Source organism: Muricoccus nepalensis, assembly GCF_006438825.1.
Classification (GTDB): domain Bacteria; phylum Pseudomonadota; class Alphaproteobacteria; order Acetobacterales; family Acetobacteraceae; genus Roseomonas; species Roseomonas nepalensis.
On record NZ_RCZP01000047.1, the window covers coordinates 1 to 20,475 of the forward strand.

Consider the following 20,475-nt stretch of genomic DNA (forward strand, 5'->3'; position numbering starts at 1 on the left):
GCGACCACGAGCGCTTCATCCAGACCTACTTCTCGACCTTCCCGGGCAAGTACTTCACCGGCGATGGCGCCCGGCGCGACGAGGACGGCTACTACTGGATCACGGGGCGCGTCGACGACGTCCTCAACGTCTCCGGCCACCGCATGGGCACGGCCGAGATCGAGAGCGCCCTCGTCTCCCACCCCAAGGTGGCCGAGGCCGCCGTCGTCGGCATGCCCCACGAGATCAAGGGCCAGGGCATCTACGCCTACGTCACGCTGAACGCCGACGAGGAGCCCACCGAGGCACTCCGCAAGGAACTCGTCGCCTGGGTCCGCCGCGAGATCGGCCCCATCGCCTCCCCGGACGCCATCCAGTGGGCGCCGGGCCTGCCCAAGACACGCTCGGGCAAGATCATGCGCCGCATCCTCCGCAAGATCGCCGCCAACGAAGCCGACAGCCTCGGCGACACCTCCACCCTCGCCGACCCCACCGTCGTACAAGACCTCCTCGAAAACAGAGTGGGGTAGGGCCGCGCGCCGTCCCGGGGCACCCGCCCCGGGATGGCCCGAAGCCTGCTTGGAAATCCCGGCCACCGCCCGAGGACGACCCCGTGACCGACCGCGCCCCCCAGGACCTTCCCCGCAGCCCCGGCGACCGCCTCCTCCCGGCCGAGCCCGAGTCCTTCCCCCTCCTGCCCGCCCGCACGGCCCTCATCGTCGTGGACATGCAGAACGCCTACGCCTCGCGCGAGGGCTACCTCGACAAGGCCGGCTTCGACCTCTCCGGCACCCGTTCCGTCATCGGCAACGTGCAGAAGGTGGTCGCCTGCGCGCGCCTGCTCGGCATCACCGTCGTCTGGTTCCAGAACGGCTGGGACCCCGAGGGAATCGAGGCCGGCGGCCCCGGCTCGCCCAACTACTGGAAGTCCAACGCGCTCCGCCTCATGCGCGAGAGGCCGGCGCTGGAGGGCACGCTGCTGGCCAAGGGCGGCTGGGACTACGCCCTGGTGCCGGAGATGCAGCCCGCCCCCGGCGACCTCCTCATCCAGAAGCCCCGCTACGGCGGCTTCAACGGCACGCCGCTCGAGATGATGCTCCGCGCGCGCGGCATCCGCGACCTCCTCTTCTGCGGAGTCGCGACGAATGTCTGCGTGGAGAGCACGCTCCGCGAGGCCTTCCACCGCGAGTTCTGGCCCGTGCTGGTGGAGGACGCCTGCTGGCAGGGCGGCCCGCGCCACGTCCACGACGCGACCGTCTTCAACGTCCGCACCTTCTTCGGCTGGGTGACGACCACCGCCGCGCTGTCGGACCTCGCCGCCGCCTGAGGCGCCGCCCTTAGACATCTGTTCATCCCTTGGTTCCTACGCTGCTCCCCACCCGGCCCTCCGGCCGGGCGGAGAACCGCGCGTGCAACACCTCCCGCCAGCGGCGGTACGGCCGGCCGCCAAGCCCGCCGACGCCGCCTGGTCCGCCCTCGCCCGCCTGTGGTCGGCCTTCCGGTTCGAGATCGCGCTCGTCCTGACGATCCTGGCGATCCTCTGGGGCGCCATCGGCCTGCGCCTGGCGGAGGAGCACCGGGAGATCGACCGGGGCGCGGCCGTCGCCGCCGCCAACATCGCCGGCGCGGCCGAGCAGGGCGTCGCCCGCACGATCGAGGCCATCGACCAGCGCCTGCGCTTCGCGCGCGAGGCCTACCGGCGCGACCCCGCCGGCTTCACCCTCGACTTCGTGGCAAGCAAAGGCGGCTACAGCGACGGCATGATGGTGCAGCTCGCCCTCATCGACACCGCCGGCAAGCTGCGGCAGACCAACCTCGGCCCGACCGACGGCACGCTCGACCTCTCCGACCGCCCGCATTTCCGCATCCACGTCGAGGAACCCGCGGACATCCTCTTCATCAGCCGCCCCGTCCTCGGCCGCGTCTCGCAGCGCTGGACCGTGCAGTTCACGCGCAAGCTCTACGCCCCCGACGGAAGCTTCGCGGGCGTCGTCGTCTGCTCGCTCGACCCCTACTGGCTGACCCAGTTCCACGAGCTGCTGAACGTCAGCGGCAACATGCTGCTGCTCGGCCAGGACGGCATCGTGCGCGCCGCCGCGCCGGACGGCACGATGCTGAGCCACGACCTCTCGGACACGCCGCTCGGCCGGGCTGCCGCCGCCGCGGACCACGGCAGCATCCATCCCGCGCCCGCCCCGGGGAAGCCGGACCAGCGGATCAGCTTCCGGCGGCTGCGCAACTACCCCATCACCGTCGCCGTGGGGATGGACATGGCGCCGCTGCACGCCGGCTACGACGCGCTGCGCCGCTACACCATCGCCATCGGCGCCGGCGTCACCCTCCTCGTGCTCGTCGTCGGCTTCCTGCTCATCCGCCACAAGCGCCGCGTCCTCGCCTCCCGCGAGGTGCTGCGCCACGCGATCGAGAACCTCGACCAAGGCCTGCTGATGATCGACCGGCACGGCCGGATCTCCCTTCGCAACACCCGCTACGTCACCTTGCTGGAGGTGCCGCCGGCCCTCGCCGAGCCCGGCGCCGAGCACGCGCGCCTGGTGGAGTGGCAGGCGGCGCAGGGCGAATTCGGCCCCGCCGGCGCCGACGCCGCGGCCCGGCACCCGCCCGTCCCGGAGGACGACGCCGCCGTCCGCTTCGCCGAGCGGGTGCGGCCCAACGGCACCGCGCTCGAGATCCGCACGCGCCTCCTCGCGGGCGGCGGCCTGGTCAGCACCTACACCGACGTCACCGACCGCCGGCGCGCGCAGCAGGAGATCCACCACCTCGCCCACCACGACGGGCTGACGGACCTCGCCAACCGCACCCTGCTCGAGGAGCGGCTGACCCAGGCGCTGGCCGCGGCGGAGCGCGCCGGCGGCCGGCTCGCCGTGCTCTGCCTGACCTGAACCGCTTCAAGCCCGTCAACGACACCCTCGGCCACGCGGCCGGCGACGAGCTCCTCCGCCAGACCGCGCGGCGCCTGCACGGCCTCGCCCGCGCCTCGGACATCGTGGCGCGCGTGGGCGGGGACGAGTTCGTCGTCGTGCAGACCATGATGGCCGGCCCCGGCGACGCCGCGGCCCTGGCCGAGCGGATCATGGTCGAGATCGCCCTTCCCTACGACATCGACGGCCACGCGGTCAGCATCGACACGAGCATCGGCATCGCGATCTTCCCCCACGACGGCGACACCGTGGAGGCGCTGCTCAAGAACGCCGACACCGCCCTCTACCGCGCCAAGGAGGCGGGGCGCGGCGTCACCTGCTTCTTCGAGGCCGAGATGGAGGTCCGCCTGCGCGAGCGCGGGCTGCTCGAGCACGACCTGCGCGGCGCCATGGCCAAGGGCGAGTTCGAGATCAACTTCCAGCCGCTGCATGCCTGCGGCACGCGCGACGTCACCGCCTTCGAGACCCTGCTACGCTGGCACCACCCCGTGCGCGGCGACGTCTCCCCGGCCGAGTTCATCCCGGTGGCCGAGGAGTGCGGCCTGATCGTGCCGCTCGGCCAGTGGGTGCTCGAGCAGGCCTGCGCCGCCGCCGCCGCCTGGCCGCAGCCCTACACGGTCGCCGTGAACCTCTCCCCCGTGCAGTTCCGCCGGGGTGGCCTGCCGGCCCAGGTGGCCGAGGTGCTGGCCCGGACCGGCCTCGCCGCCAGCCGCCTCGAGCTCGAGGTGACGGAGGGCCTGCTGATCGAGGACGCCGAGGGCGCGCTCGCCACCATGCAGGCGCTCAAGGCGCTCGGCGTCCGCCTCGCCCTCGACGACTTCGGCACCGGCTACTCCAGCCTCAGCTACCTCCGCCGCTTTCCCTTCGACAAGCTCAAGATCGACAAGTCCTTCACCCAGGCGATCGAGCTGGACCCCGGCGCGCGCGCGATCGTGGACGCCATCCTCGCGATGGGCCACAGCCTGAACCTCCGCGTCACCGCCGAGGGCGTGGAGACCGAGGCCCAGCTCGCCTTCCTGCGCACCCTCGACTGCGACGAGGCCCAGGGCTTCCTCCTCGGCCGCCCGGTCCCGGCCGATCAGCTCCACCGCCGCCTCGACGCGGAGGCCCGCCTCGAGAGGGCCTGAGGGGGCCGCGGGGCTGGCGCCGCGGCGCCGGGCGCTGCACCTTCCCCCTGATGCCAGCCCCGCCCGCCGACCAAGCCGCCCGCACCCGCTGGCTCATCACCCTCTACGGCCTGACGGCCTTCTGCACGACGCTCTCGTCCCGCAGCCTCGACCCCATCCTGCCCGAGATCGCCCGCGACTTCGCGGCGGCGACCGACAGCGTGGCCCTCCTCGCCTCCGCCTTCGCCCTGCCCTACGCCCTCATCCAGCCCTTCCTGGGGCCCGTGGGGGACGCGCTGGGCAAGCGGCGGATCATCGCATTGGCCACCCTCCTCACGGGCCTGGCCCTCGTCGCCTGCGCCCTGGCGCCCTCGCTCGGCCTCCTCTTCGTCTTCCGCGCGGTCGCGGGCGCGGCGGCCGGGGGCATCTACCCCCTCGTCATCGCGACCTTCGGCGACCGCGTGCCGATGGAGCAGCGCCAAGTCGCCCTCAGCCGCCTCCTCGCCTTCTCGACCACGGGGCAGATCGCGGGCGGCGTCGTCTCCGGGCTGATCCACGGCGCGGTGGACTGGCGGGGCATCCTCGGCGGCGGCGCCGTCGCGGTCCTCGCCATGGGCCTCGTGCTCCTGCGGGACATCCGGCGCGACCCCGACCCGCCGCCGGGCAAGCTCGACGCCGCGGCCGCCGCGCGCCGCTACGCCGGCATCGTCCGCCTCCCCATGGCGCGCCGCGTCTACGCCGCCGTCACGGCCGAGGGCCTGCTCGTCTTCGGCCTCTTCCCCTACCTCGCGGCGATGCTGGCGGAGTGGCGCATCGGCGGCCCGCTGGAGGCCGGCATCGCCATCGGCGCCTTCGGGGCGGCGGGGGTGGCCAACACCTTCCTCGCCGGGCCCATGCTCTCGCGCCTCGGCCTCTCGGCCATGCAGCTCGTGGCGGGCGGCATCGTCGGCGCCGGCTTCGTCGCCATCGCCGGCACCGGCTGGCTCGCGGCCGGCGCGCCGCCGGGCGTGGTGCCCGTCGCGGCCGGGATGTTCGCGCTCGGCCTCGGCTACTTCACCATGCACAGCTCGCTCCAGACGCGGGTGACGGAGATCGCCCCCAAGGCGCGCGGCTCCGCGGTCGCGCTCTTCGCCTTCTTCTTCTTCGTCGGCCAGTCGCTCGGCCCGCTGCTCTTCGGCACGCTGCTGGCGCGCCTCGGCGCGGTGCCGGCGCTGCTGGTGGTCGGCGCGGCCATGGTCTCGCTCGGCCTCGCCCTGTCGCGCGTGCTCCGGTCGCGCTGAGCCGCCCCTCGCCAAGCGCCCGCCCGCGGGCGAGACTGCGCGCGAATCAGGAGGCACCGATGGCCGAGCCGCTCTTCGTCCCCGCGACGCCCGAGACCACCCGCATCGCCGTCTTCGACGCCGCCTTCCCGCCGGTGGCGAGCATCGCCTCCGGCGAGCGCGTGACGCTCGAATGCGTCTCCGGCCTCGGCGACGCCGTGCCGGGCGAGGGCAGCGGCATGACCATCCCGGACGGCCTGCGCGCGATCGGCCTCGCCCACGGCACGGCGCCCGGCGGCCACATCATCACCGGCCCGGTCGAGGTGCGCGGCGCCGAGCCCGGCGACGCGCTCCGCGTCGAGATCGAGCGGATCGAGCTCGGCGCCAACTGGGGCTTCTGCGGCTTCCGCCCGCTCGCCGGCACGCTGCCCGAGGACTTCCCCTTCCGCCGCATGCTGCACATCCCTGTCGACCAGGCCGCGAAGACCTGCACGCTGCCGATGGGCGGCGGCATCAAGCTCTCGCTCGCGCCCTTCTTCGGCGTGATGGGCGTCGCGCCGCCCGAGGACTGGGGCCGCATCTCCACGAAGGAGCCGCGCGCGCACGGCGGCAACCTCGACAACAAGGAGCTCGTGGAGGGCACCACCCTCTGGCTGCCCGTGCACGTCGCGGGCGCGCGCTTCTCCGCCGGCGACGGCCACGGCGTGCAGGGCGATGGCGAGGTCTGCATCAACGCGCTCGAGACCTGCCTCACCGGCACCTTCGGCCTGCACGTCGAGAAGGGCGGCGGCGCGCGCGATCCCATCCTGCGCTATCCGCGCGCCGAAACACCGACGCACTTCATCACCATGGGCATGAACGAGGACCTGGACCTCGCGATGAAGCAGGCGCTGCGCGAGATGATCGCCTTCATCGCCGCGCGCACGAACCTCTCGGCGGCCGATGCCTACCAGTTCTGCTCGCTCGCGGTTGATTTCCGTGTGACTCAAACCGTGAACGGCGAGAAGGGCGTGCACGGCATGTTGAGGAAGGGATTGCTCTTCTGATTCAACGCTAAGTCGGGCCATCAAATCGCTGATCCGATTCACGTCGCGAATCCTGTCCACAGCTTCGCCCACAATTCCATACACAAGATTCCGTGCGCCTCATCTTGTAGTCAAGCAACCGCCTGACCTACCGTATCTTGTATCGGCGTTGACGAGGATGGGCGCGATGGACTGGTCAGCGGAAGCGATCGAGCAATTGCGGGCGCTCTGGGCGGAGGGACACTCCACTGCCGAGATCGGCCGTCGCATGGGCATCTCGAAGAACGCCGTCGTGGGCAAGGCGCATCGCCTGCACCTGCCCGCGCGACCGAGCCCCATTCAGCGCGAGAAGATGCCCGCGGCCGCCAGCGCCGCGACGAGCGACGCGCCGCGCCCGGTCGCGGCGCCCGCCGCCCCGCGCCCCGCGCCGCCGCCGCCGCCACCGCCCGTGGCACCCGCCCCGGCCCCCGCGCTGCGCGCCGCGCCGCCCGCCGTCGTGCGCCCCTTCCAGCGCAGCAGCGCGCGCACCTGCTGCTGGCCGATCGGCGAGCCCGGCACGCCCGAGTTCCGCTTCTGCACGGACGAGGCGATGCCGACGAAGCCCTACTGCCTCGAGCACGCCTCCATCGCCTACGTGAAGGCGCGCGACCGCCGCGAGGACGCCGCCTGACGCCGAACCGCCGCGCCGAAGGATGAAGGGGCCGGGGGAGCGATCCTCCGGCCCTTTTTCATGATCGTTGGATCAACCGATCACGCGCGCGGCCGCTCGCCGATCAGCCGCCGCCGCAGCCGCCCGCCCAGCCAGTCGATGACGCCCACGGTGATCACCATCAGGATGATGATGAAGGCCACCTCGTCCCAGTGGCGCACCTTGATGCGCTCGGCGATCTGCAAGCCGATGCCCCCCGCGCCGACGACGCCGAGGATGGAGGCGGAGCGCGTGTTGCTCTCGAAGAAGTAGAGCGCCTGCGCGAGCATCACCGGCAGCACCTGCGGCAGGACGCCGAAGCGCACGGCCATGAGGCGCGACCCGCCCGCCGCCGTCACGCCCTCCGCCTGGCGCCGCTCCGTGTTCTCGATCGCCTCCGCGTAGAGCTTGGACAGCGTCGCGAGGTCCGAGACGGCCAGCGCCAGCACCCCCGCCAGCGGCCCGAGCCCCACCGCGCGCACGAAGGCCAGCGCCCAGATCAGCTGGTCCACCCCGCGCATCCCGTCGAAGACGCGGCGCAGCGAGAAGCGCAGCAGCGTCGTCGTCACGATGTTCCGCGCGCCGAGGAAGCCGAGCGGCACGGCGAAGACCGCCGCCAGAACGGTGCCGAGGAAGGCCATCGCGACGCTCTCCGCAATGCCCTCGAGGATGTCGCCCCACAGCTCCCCGGGCGAGGGCGGGACCATCAGCCGCAGGATGGTGAACAGCCCCGACAGCCCGCCCCAGAGCCGCGCGGGCGTGATGTCGAAGAGCCAGAAGGCCCAGGCGAGCCAGACGAGGAACAGGGCGCCGCCCGCCGCCCGCCAGGCGCGCTGCCGCGGCAAGGGCCCGAAGGCCGCCGGCAGCGCCGCCCGCCACCGCGCGACGCTTGCCGCCTCCGCGCGTCCCGCTCCGCTCACGCCGGGCGGGACATTCGCTTCGCTCATGCCCGGGCATCCCCCCGCAGCCGGCGCCGCAGCGCGTCCGAGAGAAGGTCGATCATCGCCACCACGACGACCACCAGCACGATGATGGCGGAGATCTCCTCGTAGTAGTTCTGGCTGATCACGAGGTAGAGCTCCTGCCCGATCCCGCCGGCGCCGACGAAGCCGATCACGCTCGCCCCTCGCACGTTGATCTCGAAGCGCAGCAGCAGGTAGGAGACCATGCTGGGCGCCACCTGCGGCAGCATCGCGAAGCGGCAGGCCTGCGCCCAGGTGCCGCCCGCCGCGCGCACGCCCTCCCAGGGCCCCATCTCCGCGTTCTCGATCGCCTCCGCGAAGAGCTTGCCCAGCGCGCCCGTCGTGTGCGCCGCGATCGCGACGATACCCGCCAGCGGCCCCACGCCGAAGGCCCAGACGAGGATCAGCGCGTAGACGATCTCCGGCACCGTCCGCATCGACTCCAGCCCCCGCCGCGCGAGGCGGTAGGCCCAGGGGGAGGGCGCCAGGTTCCGCGCGGCCGGGAAGGAGAGCAGCAGCGCGACGGCGCCCCCCGCCAGCGTCGCCAGCGCCGCCATGTTCGCGGTCTCCAGCAGCAGCAGCGCCCATTTGTCGAGGCGGTAGAACCAGAAAGCGAGGCTGCCCTCCGTCTCCCAGCCGCCGAGCAGGGCCGCCCAGCGCAGGTCCGGCAGCAGCCGCGCGAAGTAGTCCCCCGCGCGCGGCAGCCCCGCCGCGAGGGAGGCGGGGTAGAACTCGCTCACCCGCGCCGCCGCCAGCAGCGCCGCCAGGAACAGCACGGCGCCGAGCAGCGCCCGCGCCCGCTTCGCCCGCCGCGCCGCCTGGAAGGCCGCCTCGCCGCGCGCGGCCGCGGGGGAGAGGGTGGCGCCCCGGGACGGGGTCAGTTGCGCCGGCGGCGCTCGGCCGCCTCCTCGCGCCGCATGTCGATCAGCAGCTGGAATTGCTCGTGCGTCACCTCGCGGTAGCCCGTCCCCGCCCCGCGCTCGATCGCGCGGTAGATCGCCGGGTGGGCGGCCGGCAGCGCCAAGTGGAACACGCGCAGGTCCTCCTTGAAGGCCTCGGGAAGCGCCTTGCGCACGGTCAGCGGCCCGTAGATCACCGGCTCCGTCCGCCAGACGATCCGCAGGTCCCGCATGTCGAGCATCCCCTTCTCGACCATCGCGTGGAGGTTCCCGCGCGAGAAGCCGGCGGCGGGGTCGCCCTGGCCGGAGGCCCAGGTGAAGGCCGCGTCGTACTGCCGCTGCACCACCGCCACCACCGCCTGCTCGTGCCCGCCCGCGAAGCCCGTGCGCGCGAAGTAGGTGTTGGGGTCGATGCCCGCGCGGCGCAGCGCGAAGCGCGGGATGAGGTAGCCCGAGGCCGAGTTCGGGTCCGGCCAGGCGAGCGAGCGCCCGCGCATCCCCTGCAGGTCCGCGATGCCGGAATCCGCCCGCACCACCATCACGCCGACGTAGCTCGCCGAGCCGTCCTCCTGCTCGGCCACCAGCAGCGGCTCCACGCCCCCGTTCGTGTCCAGCCAGGCCGCCGCATAGACCGCGGGGCCGATGGCGGCGAGGTCGATCCGCCCCGCCCCCAGCGCCTGCACCACCCCCGCGAAGTCGGCGGCCAGGAACAGGCGCGCCGGCACGCCGAAGGTCTCCTCCAGCAGGCGGCGGTACCCCTCGTAGCGGCCCAGCCGGTCGCTCTCGTTCTCGCCGCCGAGGACGCCGACGCGGATCAGCGGCACCTCGGCCGCCCAGGCCCGCCGCCCCGGCGCGGGAAAGGCGAGGCCGGCCTCCGCGCTGCGCCGCTGCGCGCGGGCGGGCGCGGCGGCCAGGGCCAGCGGCAGGGCGAGGAGGGAGCGGCGGCCCGTCACCGCCGCCTCCGGCGCTCGGCCGCCTCCTCCTCGCGCAGGCGCACCACCAGCGCGTAGTCCGCGTGGGTCACCGTGCGGAATCCCGTGCCCCCGCCGCGCTCGATCCCCTCGTAAATTGCGGGATGGGTTTTCGGCAGCGCGAGGAAGAAGCGGCGCATGTCCTCCTTGAAGGCCTCCGGCAGCTCCGCGCGGCAGGCGATGGGCCCGGCCGGGATGGGGTCGCTGTGCCAGATCACGCGGAGGTCGCGCGTGTCGAGCATCCCCTTGTCCACCATCACCTTCAGCGCCCCGCGGGAGTAGCCCGTCGCGAAGTCCCCCTGCCCGGAGGCCCAGGTGCAGCCCGCGTCGTATTGCCGGTGCAGCACCGCCACCACCGCCTGCTCGTGCCCGCCCGCGAAGCCCGTGCGCGAGAAGTAGGTGGCGGGCTCGATGCCCTGCGCCCGCAGCGCGGCCCGTGGCGCGAAGTAGCCGGAGGTGGAGGCCGGGTCCGCCCAGGCGAGGGACCGCCCGCGCATGCCCGCGAGGTCCAAGATGCCGGAATCCGCCCGCGCCACCATGATGGCGACGTAGCCGATGCTGCCGTCGTCCGCCTCGGCCGCGACCAGCGCCTCGACGGCGCCGCGCGTGTCGATCCAGGTGCCCGCGTAGTTGGCGGCGCCCATCTGCGCCATCTCGATCCGCCCGGCCGCGAAGGCCTGGCCCACCCCCGCGAAGTCCGGCGCGGGGTAGAGGCGCACGGGCAGGCGGAAGGTCTCCTCCAGCAGTCGGCCGTAAGGCTCGTTGCGCGCGAGGCGGTCGGTCTCGTTCTCGCCGCCGGAGATGCCGATCCGCAGCACCGGGATGGCGTCCGCCCAGGGCCGGCGCCCGGCCTCGGGGAAGGTCACGCCGGGATCGACGCTCCGCCGCGGCGCAACCTGCGCGGCGGCCGGCACGGCGAGGGCCGACAGAAGCAGGGCGCGGCGGTGGATCATGCGACGGCTCCGACGGCGGGGTCCGCGGGCGGGGCGGTCTCCGCCTCCAGCGCCTCCTCCGGCACGCCGTAGATGGCCTCGACCTCCCGCGCCGTCAGCGCCGCCGGCATGCCGTCGAAGACCACCCGCCCCGCGGCCATGGCGACGATCCGGTCGCAGTAGCGGCGCGCGGTGTCGAGGTGGTGCAGGTTCACGAGCACGGTCAGCCCGTCCCGCCGGTTCACGTCGCGCAGCGCCTCCATCACCACGCGCGCGTTGCGCGGGTCGAGGGACGCGATGGGCTCGTCCGCCAGCAGCAGCCGCGGCTCCTGCAGCAGGGCGCGCGCGATCGCCACCCGCTGCTGCTGCCCGCCCGAGAGCGTCTCCGCGCGCTGCAAGGCCTGCTCCGCCAGGTCGAAGCGCTCCAGCGCGTCCAGCGCCATGGCGCGCTCCTCCGGCGAGAAGCGGAGGAGGAGGGAGTCGAGCGCCGCCACCACCCCCGGCCGGTGGTTCAGCCGCCCGACGAGCACGTTGGTCAGCACGTCCAGCCGCTGGATGAGGTTGAACTGCTGGAAGATCATCGCGCAGCGCGTCCGCCAGTCCCGCAGCGCCCGGCCGCGCAGCGCCGTCACGTCCACGCCGTCGTGCCGGATCGCGCCGGCGGTCGGCTCGGTCAGCCGGTTGACCATCCGCAGCAGCGTGGACTTCCCCGCGCCCGAGCGCCCGATGATCCCCACCATCTGGCCCTGCGGCACGGAGAGGCTCACGCGATCCACCGCAACACGGCCCCCGAAGCGGCAGGTCAGGTCCTGGAGTTCGAGCATCGCAATCCCCCGGCGTCCGGCGCAGCGTGGACGGGTCGGCGCGCCCGCGGGGTCAGAGCCCCGCGAGCACCGCCTCGGTCACCCGCGCCACCTGCGCCTCGCTAAGATAGGGATGCATGGGCAGGGCCAGGATGCGCTGGCACAGCATCTCGCTCACCGGCAGCGGCGGCGCCTGGCCGATCGCCGCGGCGTGGGCCTCGCGGTAGGCGGGCTGGTGGTGCAGCGGCAGGGGGTAGTAGATCGCCGTCGGCACGCCCCGCGCCTTGCAGGCCTCCTGCACCCGCGCCCGCTGCGCCTCGTCCTCCACCAGCACCGAGTAGAGCCCGTTCGCGCTCTCGTAGCCCTCCGCCCGCACCGGCGTCTGCACCCGCCCGGCCAGCGCCGCGTCGTAGGCGGCCGCGACCCGCGCGCGGGCGGCCAGCTCCCCCTCCATCAGCGGCAGCTTGCAGAGGAGGATGGCCGCCTGCATCGTGTCCAGCCGCCCGTTCATGCCCGTCCGCATCACCTCGTAGCGGGTCTTGCCCTCGCCGTGGGTGCGCAGCGACCGGTAGAGCTCCGCCTTCTCTGCGCTGTCCGTCAGCAGCGCGCCGCCGTCGCCGTAGGCGCCGAGCGTCTTGGTCGGGTAGAAGGACAGCGCGGCCGCCCCGCCCCAGCCGCCCAGCCGGCGGCCCTCCAGCGCGCCCCCGAAGGCCTGGGCGGCGTCGTCGAGGGCGAACATCCCCTCCTCCGCGCAGATCGCCTCGATGGCCCGCCAGTCCGCCGGCAGGCCGAAGAGGTCCACCCCCACCACCGCGCGCGGCCGCAGCCGCCCCTCCGCCTTCACGAGGGCGAGGCGGCGCCTGAGGTCCGCGATGTCGATGTTGAAGGTCCGCGGGTCCACGTCCACGAAGACGGGGGTTGCGCCGAGCACGAGCGGCACCTCGGCGGTGGCCGTGTAGGTGAAGGCCGGCAGGAACACCGCGTCCCCGCGGCCGATCCCCTCGGCCATCATGGCAATCTGCAGGGCATCGGTGCCCGAGGAGACGCCCACGCAGTGCCCCACCCCCGCGAAGGCGGCGAGGCCGCGCTCGAGCTCCTCCACCTCCGGCCCCATGACGAAGCGGCCGGAATCGAGGACGGCGGCGAGGCGGCGGTCGATCTCCGGCCGGATCAGCGCCTGCTGGGCGCGGACGTCGAAGAGGCCAATGGGGGCGGGTGTGCTGTTCGGCATGGGCCGGGGCCTTAGCCCAATCCGGCCGCGGCGTCGAAATCAAGGACTGTGTCGGAGGGTTACGCCAGCGGCCGGTCATGACCGGTCATGCCCTGTCATGACCGCATCCAGCGGCGGCGCAGGGCGGGGGAGGCACCGCCCCTCCCCGCCCCGCGCTCGTCACATGACGGCGGGCGGCATGCCCCCCGGGTCCGGCCCGATCGGCGGGATGTCGGGGCCGACCGGGTCCTGCGGCCCGCCGGGCTCGATGATCGGGAACTCCGGACCCGGGGAGGGCGGCGTCATCGGCTCGGGCGGCGGCGTCTCCGGCCCGGGGGCGGGCTGCGGCGCGGGCGAGGGGTCGGGCGGCGTGATCTCGGGGCGGTCGGACATGGCGGGTCTCCTCTCTGCCCCCTCCCAACGCGCCAGGCGGGCGGTTGTTGGAGAAGGGGCCTCGACACCCCCCGGCGGCGCCGGTAAGGCGCCGAGCCATGGCCCCTGCCCCCCCGCTGACCGGCGCCGCCTCGCTGACCAGCGCCCTGGACCGACTGCCGGAGACGCGGCGGCCGCGGCTGTGGCTCTCCCTCCTCTGCCTCCTGATGTGGGCGCCGGGCCTCTTCTCCCTGCCGGCCGGGGACCGCGACGAGTCCCGCTTCGCCCAGGCCAGCCGCCAGATGGTCGAGAGCGGCGACTACGTGCGCATCCGCAACGGCGAGGTGGAGCGGAACAAGAAGCCCGTCGGCATCCACTGGGCGCAGGCGGGCATCGTGCACGCGATGGAGGCGGCGGGCCTGCCGGCGCGGGGCTGGATCGGCAGCTACCGCCTGGCCTCGGCGCTCGGCGCCTGGCTCGCGGTGCTCGCCACCTTCTCCCTCGGCCGCGGGCTGGTCGGGCGGCGGGCGGCCTTCCTGGCCGCGGCGCTGCTGGCCGCCTCCCTCCTGCTGGTGGCCGAGACCCACATCGCCAAGACCGACGCGGCGCTGCTGGCGAGCGTGGTCGCGGCCATGGGGCTGATGGGGCGCGCCTATCTCTCGCCGGCCGGCTTCTCGGCCCGCGCGGCGCTCGGCTTCTGGCTCGCGCTCGGCGCGGGCGTGCTGCTCAAGGGGCCGATCGCGCCGATGGTGCCGCTGCTGGCCGGCCTCACCCTCTTCGCGGCCGACCGGGGCTGGCGGGCGGGCATGCCCTGGCTGCGCGCGCTGCGGCCGGGCTGGGGCATCCCGCTGATGGTCGCCTGCGCCCTGCCCTGGCTGGTGGCCATCGGCATCGCGACCGAGGGGCGCTTCTTCTCCCAGGCGCTCGGCGACGACATGCTAGCCAAGGTCGGCTCGGGCGAGGAGGCGCATTGGGGGCCACCCGGCTACTACCTCCTCACCTTCGGCATCGCGGCCTTCCCGGGCGCCTTCCTCGTGCTGCGCGGCCTGCCCCATGCCTGGGCGGCGCGGATGCGGCCGGGCACGCGCTTCCTGCTCGCCTGGGCCGCGCCCACCTGGCTCCTGTTTGAGGCGGTGGCGACGAAGCTGCCGCACTACGTCCTGCCCGCCTACCCGGCGCTGCTGCTGCTCGGCGCCGCCTGGGCCTGCGACCCGCTGCGCCGGCCGGTGCCGCGCTGGCTCGCCGGGATCGGCTGGGTGGCGCTGGTCGGCACCGCCCTCGGCCTGGCGGGGCTGGCGGTCGGCCTGCCGGTCGCGGCGGACGGGGCGCTGAAGCCGGTGAGCCTCCTCGCGCCCCCCCTCGCCGCCCTGCTCCTCGTCGCGGTGCGGCGCGCGGCGCGGGAGGGGGACTGGGCGCGGGCCGGCCTCTCGGCCGCCATCCTCGCCGTGCCGCTCTACGCCGTGGTGCTGGAGGGCGTGCTGCCGCGGCTGACGGCGCCCTGGGTCTCCACCCGCGTCGCCGCCATGGTGGCGGCGGAGGGCGTGCCGGCGGAGCGCTTCGGGATCACCGGCTTCCACGAGCCCTCCCTCGTCTTCGCCGCCGGCACCGCGACCCACCTGCTGACCGGCGGCGCCGACGCCGCCCGCTTCCTGTCGGAAGGGCCGGGGCGCGTGGTGGCCGTGGAGGGGCGGGAGGTGCCGCGCTTCGAGGCGGCGCTCGCGGCGCTGGGCCTGCGCCAGCACGCCGTCGGGCGGGTGGAGGGCTTCAACTACGTCCGCGGCCGCCGGGTCGCGATCGTCCTGTTCCGGACCCCCTGAGGCCATGCTGGACTTCGTCGCGAACATCATGGCGGCCACCGGCACCTTCGGCATCTTCCTGCTGATGCTCGCCGAGAACGTCTTCCCGCCCATTCCCTCGGAGGCGATCATGCCGGTCGCCGGCTTCGCCGCCGCGCAGGGCAAGATGGACCCGCTGGCGGTCTTCGCGGCGGGCAACGCGGGGGCCATCCTCGGCAACGCCCTCTGGTACGAGGGCGCCCGCGCCGTGGGGCAGGCGCGGATCGAGCGCCTGGCGGACCGCTACGGCCGCTTCGTCGGCATCATCGGCGAGGACGTGCGCGCGGCGAGCGCCCTGCTCGTCCGCTGGGGCGTCTGGGCGGTGCTGATCTGCCGCTGCCTGCCCGGGCCGCGCACCCTCATCTCCGTGCCCGCGGGCCTCGTGCGCATGAACCGGGCGGTTTTCTACACCGCCACTGCGATCGGCACCTGCCTCTGGACGGGCTTCCTGATGACCGCGGGTTGGCTGCTGCAGGGTCAGTGGGAGCGCATCGGGCACTGGATGGAGCCGCTGGGGATCGCGGTGCTGGGCACGGCGGCGCTGGCCTACGCCTGGCACCTCTGGCGCACGCGGGGGCGGTGGAGCGGGCGGTAGGGCCTGCCCGCCTCACTCCCCGCGGAAGACCGGCCGCCGCTTCTCGCCGAAGGCGGCCACGGCCTCCCGGAAGTCCGCGCTGCGGGGGAAGTGCTCCAGCTCCGCCCGGTCGGCCGCGGTGATCGGCAGGGGCCCGCGGAGCGCGCGCAGCGCGCGCTTGTGGAAGCGGTTGGCGAGCGGCGCGCCCTCGGCGACGCGGGCCGCGAGCGCGCGCGCCTCCGCCTGCACGGCGTCGTCAGGCACGAGGCGCGTCAGCAGGCGGCGGGCCAGCGCCTCCTCGCCGGTGTAGGTCCGGCCCTCGACGAGCATCTCCATCGCGACCGCCTCGCCGGCGATGCGGAGCAGGGCGTCGAGGCCCTCGTGCGGGTAGAAGAGGCCGAGGTTGCGGGCGGGGATGCCCAGGCGCGAGCCCGGCCCGCCCACGCGGAAGTCGCACATCAGCGCCAGCCCGCAGCCGCCGCCGAGCGCGTGGCCGGAGAGGGCCGCGACGACCGGGTGCGCGCAGCGCTCGATCGAGAGGAAGGCGGCGATCAACGCCTCGTTGTAGGCGCGCTCCCGCGGCTCGGTGCCGCGCTCGGTCGCGAAGCCCGTGATGTCGGCGCCGGCGGAGAAGGCCTCCTCGCCCGCGCCGCGCAGGATGACGCAGCGGAGCGCGGTGTCGGCCGAGAGCGCCTCGAGCATGCCCGGCATCGCCTGCCACATGGGCAGGGTCAGCGCGTTGCGCTTGGCCGGGCGGTCGATGGTCAGCGTCGCGATCCCCGCGTCCCGCGCGAGGTGAAGGTCGGGATGGCTCATGTCGCGGCCAGGGTGCGGGCGGCGCGGAGCCCCGGCAAGCCCCTCCCCGCAGCGGTGCGGAGCGCGCGCCACGGCGGCGCGGAGCGCTCGCCCCGCCGGGCAACCGCGCCGCCCCCGCGCCGTTCCATCGCCTGATCAGAGGAACTGAGGAGATCTCCATGGCCGAGGCGAAGACCGATCACGAGCAGCGCGAGAAGGTCCGCGAGATGATCAAGGACGTGCAGACCGCCGTCCTCGTGACCCATGGCGACGGCGACAAGCTGCGGGGCCGCCCGATGGTCGCGGCCGCGCTGGACCCGGACGGCAAGACCCTGTGGTTCTACTCCGGCAACAGCACGGAGAAGACCGACGAGATCAAGAACAACAACCGCGTCCTGCTCTCCTACAGCGACCCGTCGAGCCAGAACTACGTCTCGATCTCCGGCACGGCCCGCGTGGTGCGCGACGCCGCCAAGCAGAAGGAGTTCTGGCAGGAGAGCATGAAGACCTGGTTCCCGGGCGGCCCCGAGGACCCGAAGATCGCGCTCATCGCCGTGGAGATGACGGGCGCCGAGTACTGGGACAGCCCGAACTCCACCCTCCTGCACGCCTTCGGCTACGTGAAGGCGACGCTGACGGGCGAGCCGCCGAAGGGCGGCGAGAACGAGCGGGTGACCTTCACGGCCTGAACCCGGCGCGGCCGCCCCGCGCCCGTCGTGGCGCGGGCGGCGTTCGGAGGGCAACTCGTCCCGCCCGTGATCAAGAAGCATATCATTACGAAACACTTCCCATCGCGGAATTTTGATCGTAATGTCCTGGCAACGCGGTCGGCGCCTTCCTGGCTTCCGGCCGCGTCCGATTCGATGCAACGACCAGGAGCCGGTTTCCCATGGGCGCTGCCTGTAACGCTCTTCACGCCGCCTTCCAGCTTGCCCTGCTGGACGCTGTCCGCCCGGGCATGGACTGGCAGGAATCCGCCCTCGCCCTTCGCGACGCGCGCGACCGCTTGGCCGCCCCGCTCGCCCTCGCGGACGAGACCGGCGCGGTGGCCCCGCCCGGCGCCCTTCCCGGCACCGACGAGCGGAGCAGCCTCTTCGCGGCGCTCCAGGCCGGCTTCCGCGGGGCGATGAGCACCCTTCCCGTCCCCGCCAACGCCGCGGACGAGCGGCCCGCGGCGCGGCTGCGTCAGGCCTGATTCAGCTCGATCAGCGAGCGCCGGATCTTCCGCCCGCGGCGGATCCGGTCCTCGATAAAGCCGGCCTCGCCCCATCGGATGGCGCGGCCGAAGGCCTGGGCGTCCTCCGTCAGGCGGGCGAGCATCTCCAGCACCGCCTCGCGGTTGTTGAGGAAGATGTCGCGCCACATGTCGACGTCGCTCGCCGCGATGCGCGTGAAGTCGCGGAAGCCCGAGGCCGCAAACCTCAGAACCGCCTCCCGCGTCTCCTGCGCGAGGTCGTCGGCCGTGCCGCAGATGGTGAAGGCGATGAGGTGCGGCAGGTGGGAGACGACCGCCACCACCTTGTCGTGCGTTGCCGCGTCCATCGTCTCGATCATCGATTCCGCGCGCTCCCAGAGGGCGCGCAGCCGGGCCACGGCCTCGGGGTCCGCGCCCGGGGGCGGCGTGATGATGCACCAGCGGCCCTTGAACAGGGTGGCGAAGCCCGCGTCCGGCCCGGAATGCTCGGTGCCGGCCATGGGATGCGCGGGCACGAGGTGGACGCCCTCCGGCAGCAGCGGCACGAGGTCGCGCAGCACGCTGCCCTTGGTGGAGCCGACGTCGCTGAGGATGCAGCCGGGCGCGAGGTGCGGCGCGATCACCGCCATCACCCCCGCGTAGGCGCCGACGGGCACGCAGAGGATCACGGCGTCGCAGCCCTCGACCGCGCGGGCGGGGTCGGCCTCCACCGTGTCGGCGATGCCGAGCGCCCGCACGCGCTCGAGCGTTTGCGCGCTGCGGGCGGAGGCGACGAGGTGGCGGGCGATGTCGCCCCTCTCGCGCGCGAGGCGCAGGATGGAGGAGCCGACGAGCCCCGGCCCGATGATGCAGAGGCGCTCGAAGAGCGGGGCCTCAGGCATGGGCCGCGCGTCGCTGCACGGGGCTTCCGGCGCCGGCGAGCGCGTCGAGCACCATCCCGCACTCCTCCGCCGTGCCGACGGTGATGCGCAGGCAGGTCGGCAGGCCGTAGACGGCCACGCCGCGCACGATCAGCCCGCGCGCGCGGAGATGCGCGTCCGCCGCCTTGGACGCCTCCGCGCTGCCGAAGTCCACCAGCAGGAAGTTGCCGTGGCTGGGATGCACCTTGAGGCCGAGCGCCTCCAGCCCCTCGGTCAGCCGCGCGCGCCAGGCGGAGTTGTGCGCGACGCTCTTCGCGACCCAGTCGGGCTCGGACAGCGCCGCGATGCCCGCGGCCATGGCGGGGGCGGAGACGTTGAAGGGGCCGCGCACGCGGTTCATGACGTCGATGATGGCCGCCGGTCCGTAGGCCCAGCCCAGCCGGATGCCGCCGAGGCCCCAGACCTTGCTGAAGGTGCGCGTCATCACCGTGTTGGAGCCCGCGTCCACCAGCGCCTGGCCGGGGTCGTAGCCGGGGTCCTCCACGTACTCGGCGTAGGCGCTGTCGAGCACCAGCAGGATGTCCTCCCGCAGCCCCGCGCGAAGGCGGTTCACCTCCGCCTGCGGCAGCAGGGCGCCGGTCGGGTTGTTCGGGTTGGCGAGGATGACGAGGCGCGTCCGCGGCCCGCAGGCGGCGATCAGCCCGTCCACGTCGGCGACGAGGTTCTTCTCGGGCACCTTGATGATGTGGCAGCCGGCCCAGCGCCCGGTCAGCTCGTACATGAGGAAGCCGTGGGCGGACATCACCAGCTCCGTCCCCTCCCCGCCATAGGCGAGGATGAGGAGGGCGAGCAGCTCGTCCGAGCCGTTGCCGGTGACGATGCGCGCGGGGTCGAGCCCGTGGTGGCGGCCGATCGCCTCGCGCAGCGCCGTCGCGCCGCCGTCGGGGTAGCGGTGCGCCTCCCGCCCGGCCTCGGCGATGGCGGCGATGGCGGCCGGCGGCGGGCCGAAGGGCCCCTCGTTGGAGGAGAGCTTCACGATCCGGTTCACGCCCGGGACCTTCGATTCGCCGCCCACATAGGGCTCGACCGAGAGGATGGAGGGGCGGGGCATCACGGGCATGGTCGTCGTCGCTCCGGGAGGGGAGAGGAGGGGCTCAGGCGGGGGCGCCGTCCGGCTCCGGCTCCGCGTAGCCGCCGATCGGGGCGGCGCGGAAGGGGGCGAGCGGGGCGAGGCGCGGGTCGCCGGGGGCCACGAGGCCCTCGACTTCGGCCAGCATGCGCCGGCCGTCGGCGGAGGCAAGGAGGCGGCGCGGCGGCAGGCCGGCCGCGGCGAGCGCCGCCGCCACCGCGTCGCGGGCGGTGCCGGGCGCGCGCTCCAGCCGCAGCAGGCCGCGGTCGCGCGGGGTGGCGTCGGCGCCGAAGCGGGCGAGGACGAGGGCGCTCGGCACGGACTGGCCGGGGCGCATGAGGAAGGGCAGCGCGGCCACCACCTGCGGGCCGGGCGCGTCGAGCCCCGCCCACCAGGCGGCCTCCGGCGCCTCGCCGTCCGCCGGGGAGGGCAGGACCGCGACGGAGCACTCCCCCGCCTCCAGGGCGGCGAGCGCGGCGGCGGGGGTGGCCTGGGGGCGGAGCGGCGTCTCGAGGCCGAAATGCCCGCGCGCCAGCATCTCCGTCCCCGCGACGGCCGCGACGGAGAAGTCCGACTGCTGGCGGAGCGAGGTCCCGATCAGCTCCCGCCAGAGCCGGGCGAGGGCCGCGCGCGGCATCGGCCCAGCGTGGCGGCCGAGGAGCCGGCGGAGGATCATCGCCTCCCGCCCCGGGCGGAAGCTCGCGCCGCCCGCCTTCATCCCCTGGGCCGCGAGCGTGGCCGAGAGGGCGGCGCGGCGCATCAGCAGGTCGTGCACGGCGTCGTCGATCGCGTCGAACTCCGCCCGCGCGGCCAGGAGGGCCGCGGGGTTGACGACGGACGGGTCGGTGAGGGCGGGGTCGGGCATGGTTTCCGGCGGGTCTAGCGCCCCCGTGCCGGGGCGCCAAGGCAGGCCGGCGCTTTCGAAGGGGCCGCCATGGCGCC

Annotated in this window: 21 protein-coding genes; 10 read left to right on the forward strand and 11 right to left on the reverse strand. The window is 74.3% G+C overall.

Going from position 1 to position 20,475, the window contains the following annotated elements; translation table 11 throughout:
* The 6 genes from EAH89_RS26465 to EAH89_RS26495 form a co-directional block, all read left to right on the forward strand.
* Positions 1 to 509 (forward strand): AMP-binding enzyme (locus EAH89_RS26465; RefSeq protein WP_140886705.1); only part of this gene is annotated, 509 nt, incomplete at its 5' end.
* Between the two features lie 83 nt (positions 510 to 592).
* Positions 593 to 1,306: an isochorismatase family protein gene (locus EAH89_RS26470; RefSeq protein ID WP_277753894.1), complete on the forward strand. Its 714-nt coding sequence runs from the start codon at positions 593 to 595 to the stop codon at positions 1,304 to 1,306.
* 159 nt (positions 1,307 to 1,465) lie between these two features.
* Positions 1,466 to 4,045, forward strand: a complete 2,580-nt coding sequence (locus EAH89_RS32835; protein ID WP_241667228.1) for a putative bifunctional diguanylate cyclase/phosphodiesterase — start codon at positions 1,466 to 1,468, stop codon at positions 4,043 to 4,045.
* A 50-nt stretch (positions 4,046 to 4,095) separates the two neighbouring features.
* Positions 4,096 to 5,304: an MFS transporter gene (locus EAH89_RS26485; protein ID WP_140886708.1), complete on the forward strand. Its 1,209-nt coding sequence runs from the start codon at positions 4,096 to 4,098 to the stop codon at positions 5,302 to 5,304.
* 59 nt (positions 5,305 to 5,363) lie between these two features.
* A complete protein-coding gene (locus EAH89_RS26490) occupies positions 5,364 to 6,329 on the forward strand; it encodes an acetamidase/formamidase family protein (protein ID WP_140886709.1) in 966 nt (321 codons plus the stop codon).
* Positions 6,330 to 6,495: 166 nt separating this feature from the next.
* Complete coding sequence (locus tag EAH89_RS26495) at positions 6,496 to 6,978, forward strand: GcrA family cell cycle regulator (protein ID WP_140886710.1); 483 nt, start codon at positions 6,496 to 6,498, stop codon at positions 6,976 to 6,978.
* A gap of 80 nt (positions 6,979 to 7,058) precedes the next feature.
* On the opposite strand, the gene phnE (EAH89_RS26500) is transcribed toward EAH89_RS26495, so the two are convergent.
* The 7 genes from phnE (EAH89_RS26500) to EAH89_RS33225 form a co-directional block, all read right to left on the reverse strand.
* Positions 7,059 to 7,943, reverse strand: coding sequence for a phosphonate ABC transporter, permease protein PhnE (gene phnE / locus EAH89_RS26500; RefSeq protein WP_140886711.1), 885 nt, complete (start codon positions 7,941 to 7,943; stop codon positions 7,059 to 7,061).
* Entirely contained in the window at positions 7,940 to 8,839 is a 900-nt protein-coding gene (gene phnE, locus EAH89_RS26505; protein WP_140886712.1) for a phosphonate ABC transporter, permease protein PhnE, read from the reverse strand. Before phnE (EAH89_RS26505) ends, phnE (EAH89_RS26500) begins: the two co-directional genes overlap by 4 nt.
* Positions 8,836 to 9,810, reverse strand: coding sequence for a phosphate/phosphite/phosphonate ABC transporter substrate-binding protein (gene phnD / locus EAH89_RS26510; protein ID WP_140886713.1), 975 nt, complete (start codon positions 9,808 to 9,810; stop codon positions 8,836 to 8,838). Before phnD (EAH89_RS26510) ends, phnE (EAH89_RS26505) begins: the two co-directional genes overlap by 4 nt.
* On the reverse strand, positions 9,807 to 10,781 hold the full coding sequence (gene phnD / locus EAH89_RS26515; RefSeq protein WP_140886714.1) for a phosphate/phosphite/phosphonate ABC transporter substrate-binding protein: 975 nt from the start codon (positions 10,779 to 10,781) through the stop codon (positions 9,807 to 9,809). Before phnD (EAH89_RS26515) ends, phnD (EAH89_RS26510) begins: the two co-directional genes overlap by 4 nt.
* Positions 10,778 to 11,584, reverse strand: coding sequence for a phosphonate ABC transporter ATP-binding protein (gene phnC / locus EAH89_RS26520; protein ID WP_140886715.1), 807 nt, complete (start codon positions 11,582 to 11,584; stop codon positions 10,778 to 10,780). Before phnC ends, phnD (EAH89_RS26515) begins: the two co-directional genes overlap by 4 nt.
* A gap of 52 nt (positions 11,585 to 11,636) precedes the next feature.
* Positions 11,637 to 12,794, reverse strand: coding sequence for a DegT/DnrJ/EryC1/StrS family aminotransferase (locus EAH89_RS26525; protein WP_140886716.1), 1,158 nt, complete (start codon positions 12,792 to 12,794; stop codon positions 11,637 to 11,639).
* A gap of 159 nt (positions 12,795 to 12,953) precedes the next feature.
* Entirely contained in the window at positions 12,954 to 13,166 is a 213-nt protein-coding gene (locus tag EAH89_RS33225) for a hypothetical protein (RefSeq protein WP_140886717.1), read from the reverse strand.
* Between the two features lie 98 nt (positions 13,167 to 13,264).
* Here EAH89_RS33225 and EAH89_RS26535 point away from each other — a divergent pair, with 98 nt between their 5' ends.
* The gene (locus EAH89_RS26535) at positions 13,265 to 14,962 is read left to right on the forward strand and encodes an ArnT family glycosyltransferase (RefSeq protein ID WP_241667225.1); all 1,698 of its coding nucleotides are present in this window, start codon (positions 13,265 to 13,267) and stop codon (positions 14,960 to 14,962) included.
* Between the two features lie 4 nt (positions 14,963 to 14,966).
* The gene (locus tag EAH89_RS26540) at positions 14,967 to 15,575 is read left to right on the forward strand and encodes a DedA family protein (RefSeq protein WP_140886718.1); all 609 of its coding nucleotides are present in this window, start codon (positions 14,967 to 14,969) and stop codon (positions 15,573 to 15,575) included.
* Positions 15,576 to 15,587: 12 nt separating this feature from the next.
* Here the strand turns inward: EAH89_RS26540 and EAH89_RS26545 are convergent, their stop codons facing one another.
* Positions 15,588 to 16,370 carry an enoyl-CoA hydratase/isomerase family protein gene (locus tag EAH89_RS26545; RefSeq protein ID WP_140886719.1) on the reverse strand — a complete coding sequence of 261 codons (783 nt, stop codon included), beginning with the start codon at positions 16,368 to 16,370 and terminating at the stop codon, positions 15,588 to 15,590.
* A 158-nt stretch (positions 16,371 to 16,528) separates the two neighbouring features.
* Here EAH89_RS26545 and EAH89_RS26550 point away from each other — a divergent pair, with 158 nt between their 5' ends.
* Positions 16,529 to 17,038, forward strand: coding sequence for a pyridoxamine 5'-phosphate oxidase family protein (locus EAH89_RS26550; protein ID WP_140886720.1), 510 nt, complete (start codon positions 16,529 to 16,531; stop codon positions 17,036 to 17,038).
* Positions 17,039 to 17,238: 200 nt separating this feature from the next.
* Entirely contained in the window at positions 17,239 to 17,544 is a 306-nt protein-coding gene (locus tag EAH89_RS26555) for a hypothetical protein (RefSeq protein WP_140886721.1), read from the forward strand.
* Here the strand turns inward: EAH89_RS26555 and EAH89_RS26560 are convergent.
* From EAH89_RS26560 to EAH89_RS26570, 3 genes are read right to left on the reverse strand one after another with little or no spacing between them, the layout of a single operon-like run.
* On the reverse strand, positions 17,535 to 18,425 hold the full coding sequence (locus tag EAH89_RS26560) for a prephenate/arogenate dehydrogenase family protein (RefSeq protein WP_140886722.1): 891 nt from the start codon (positions 18,423 to 18,425) through the stop codon (positions 17,535 to 17,537). The genes EAH89_RS26555 and EAH89_RS26560 overlap by 10 nt on opposite strands.
* Complete coding sequence (gene hisC / locus EAH89_RS26565) at positions 18,418 to 19,524, reverse strand: histidinol-phosphate transaminase (protein ID WP_140886723.1); 1,107 nt, start codon at positions 19,522 to 19,524, stop codon at positions 18,418 to 18,420. The genes EAH89_RS26560 and hisC overlap by 8 nt, the downstream gene beginning before the upstream one ends.
* Before the next feature lie 34 nt (positions 19,525 to 19,558).
* Complete coding sequence (locus EAH89_RS26570; protein ID WP_161993779.1) at positions 19,559 to 20,398, reverse strand: chorismate mutase; 840 nt, start codon at positions 20,396 to 20,398, stop codon at positions 19,559 to 19,561.
* Between the last annotated feature and the right edge of the window lie 77 nt (positions 20,399 to 20,475).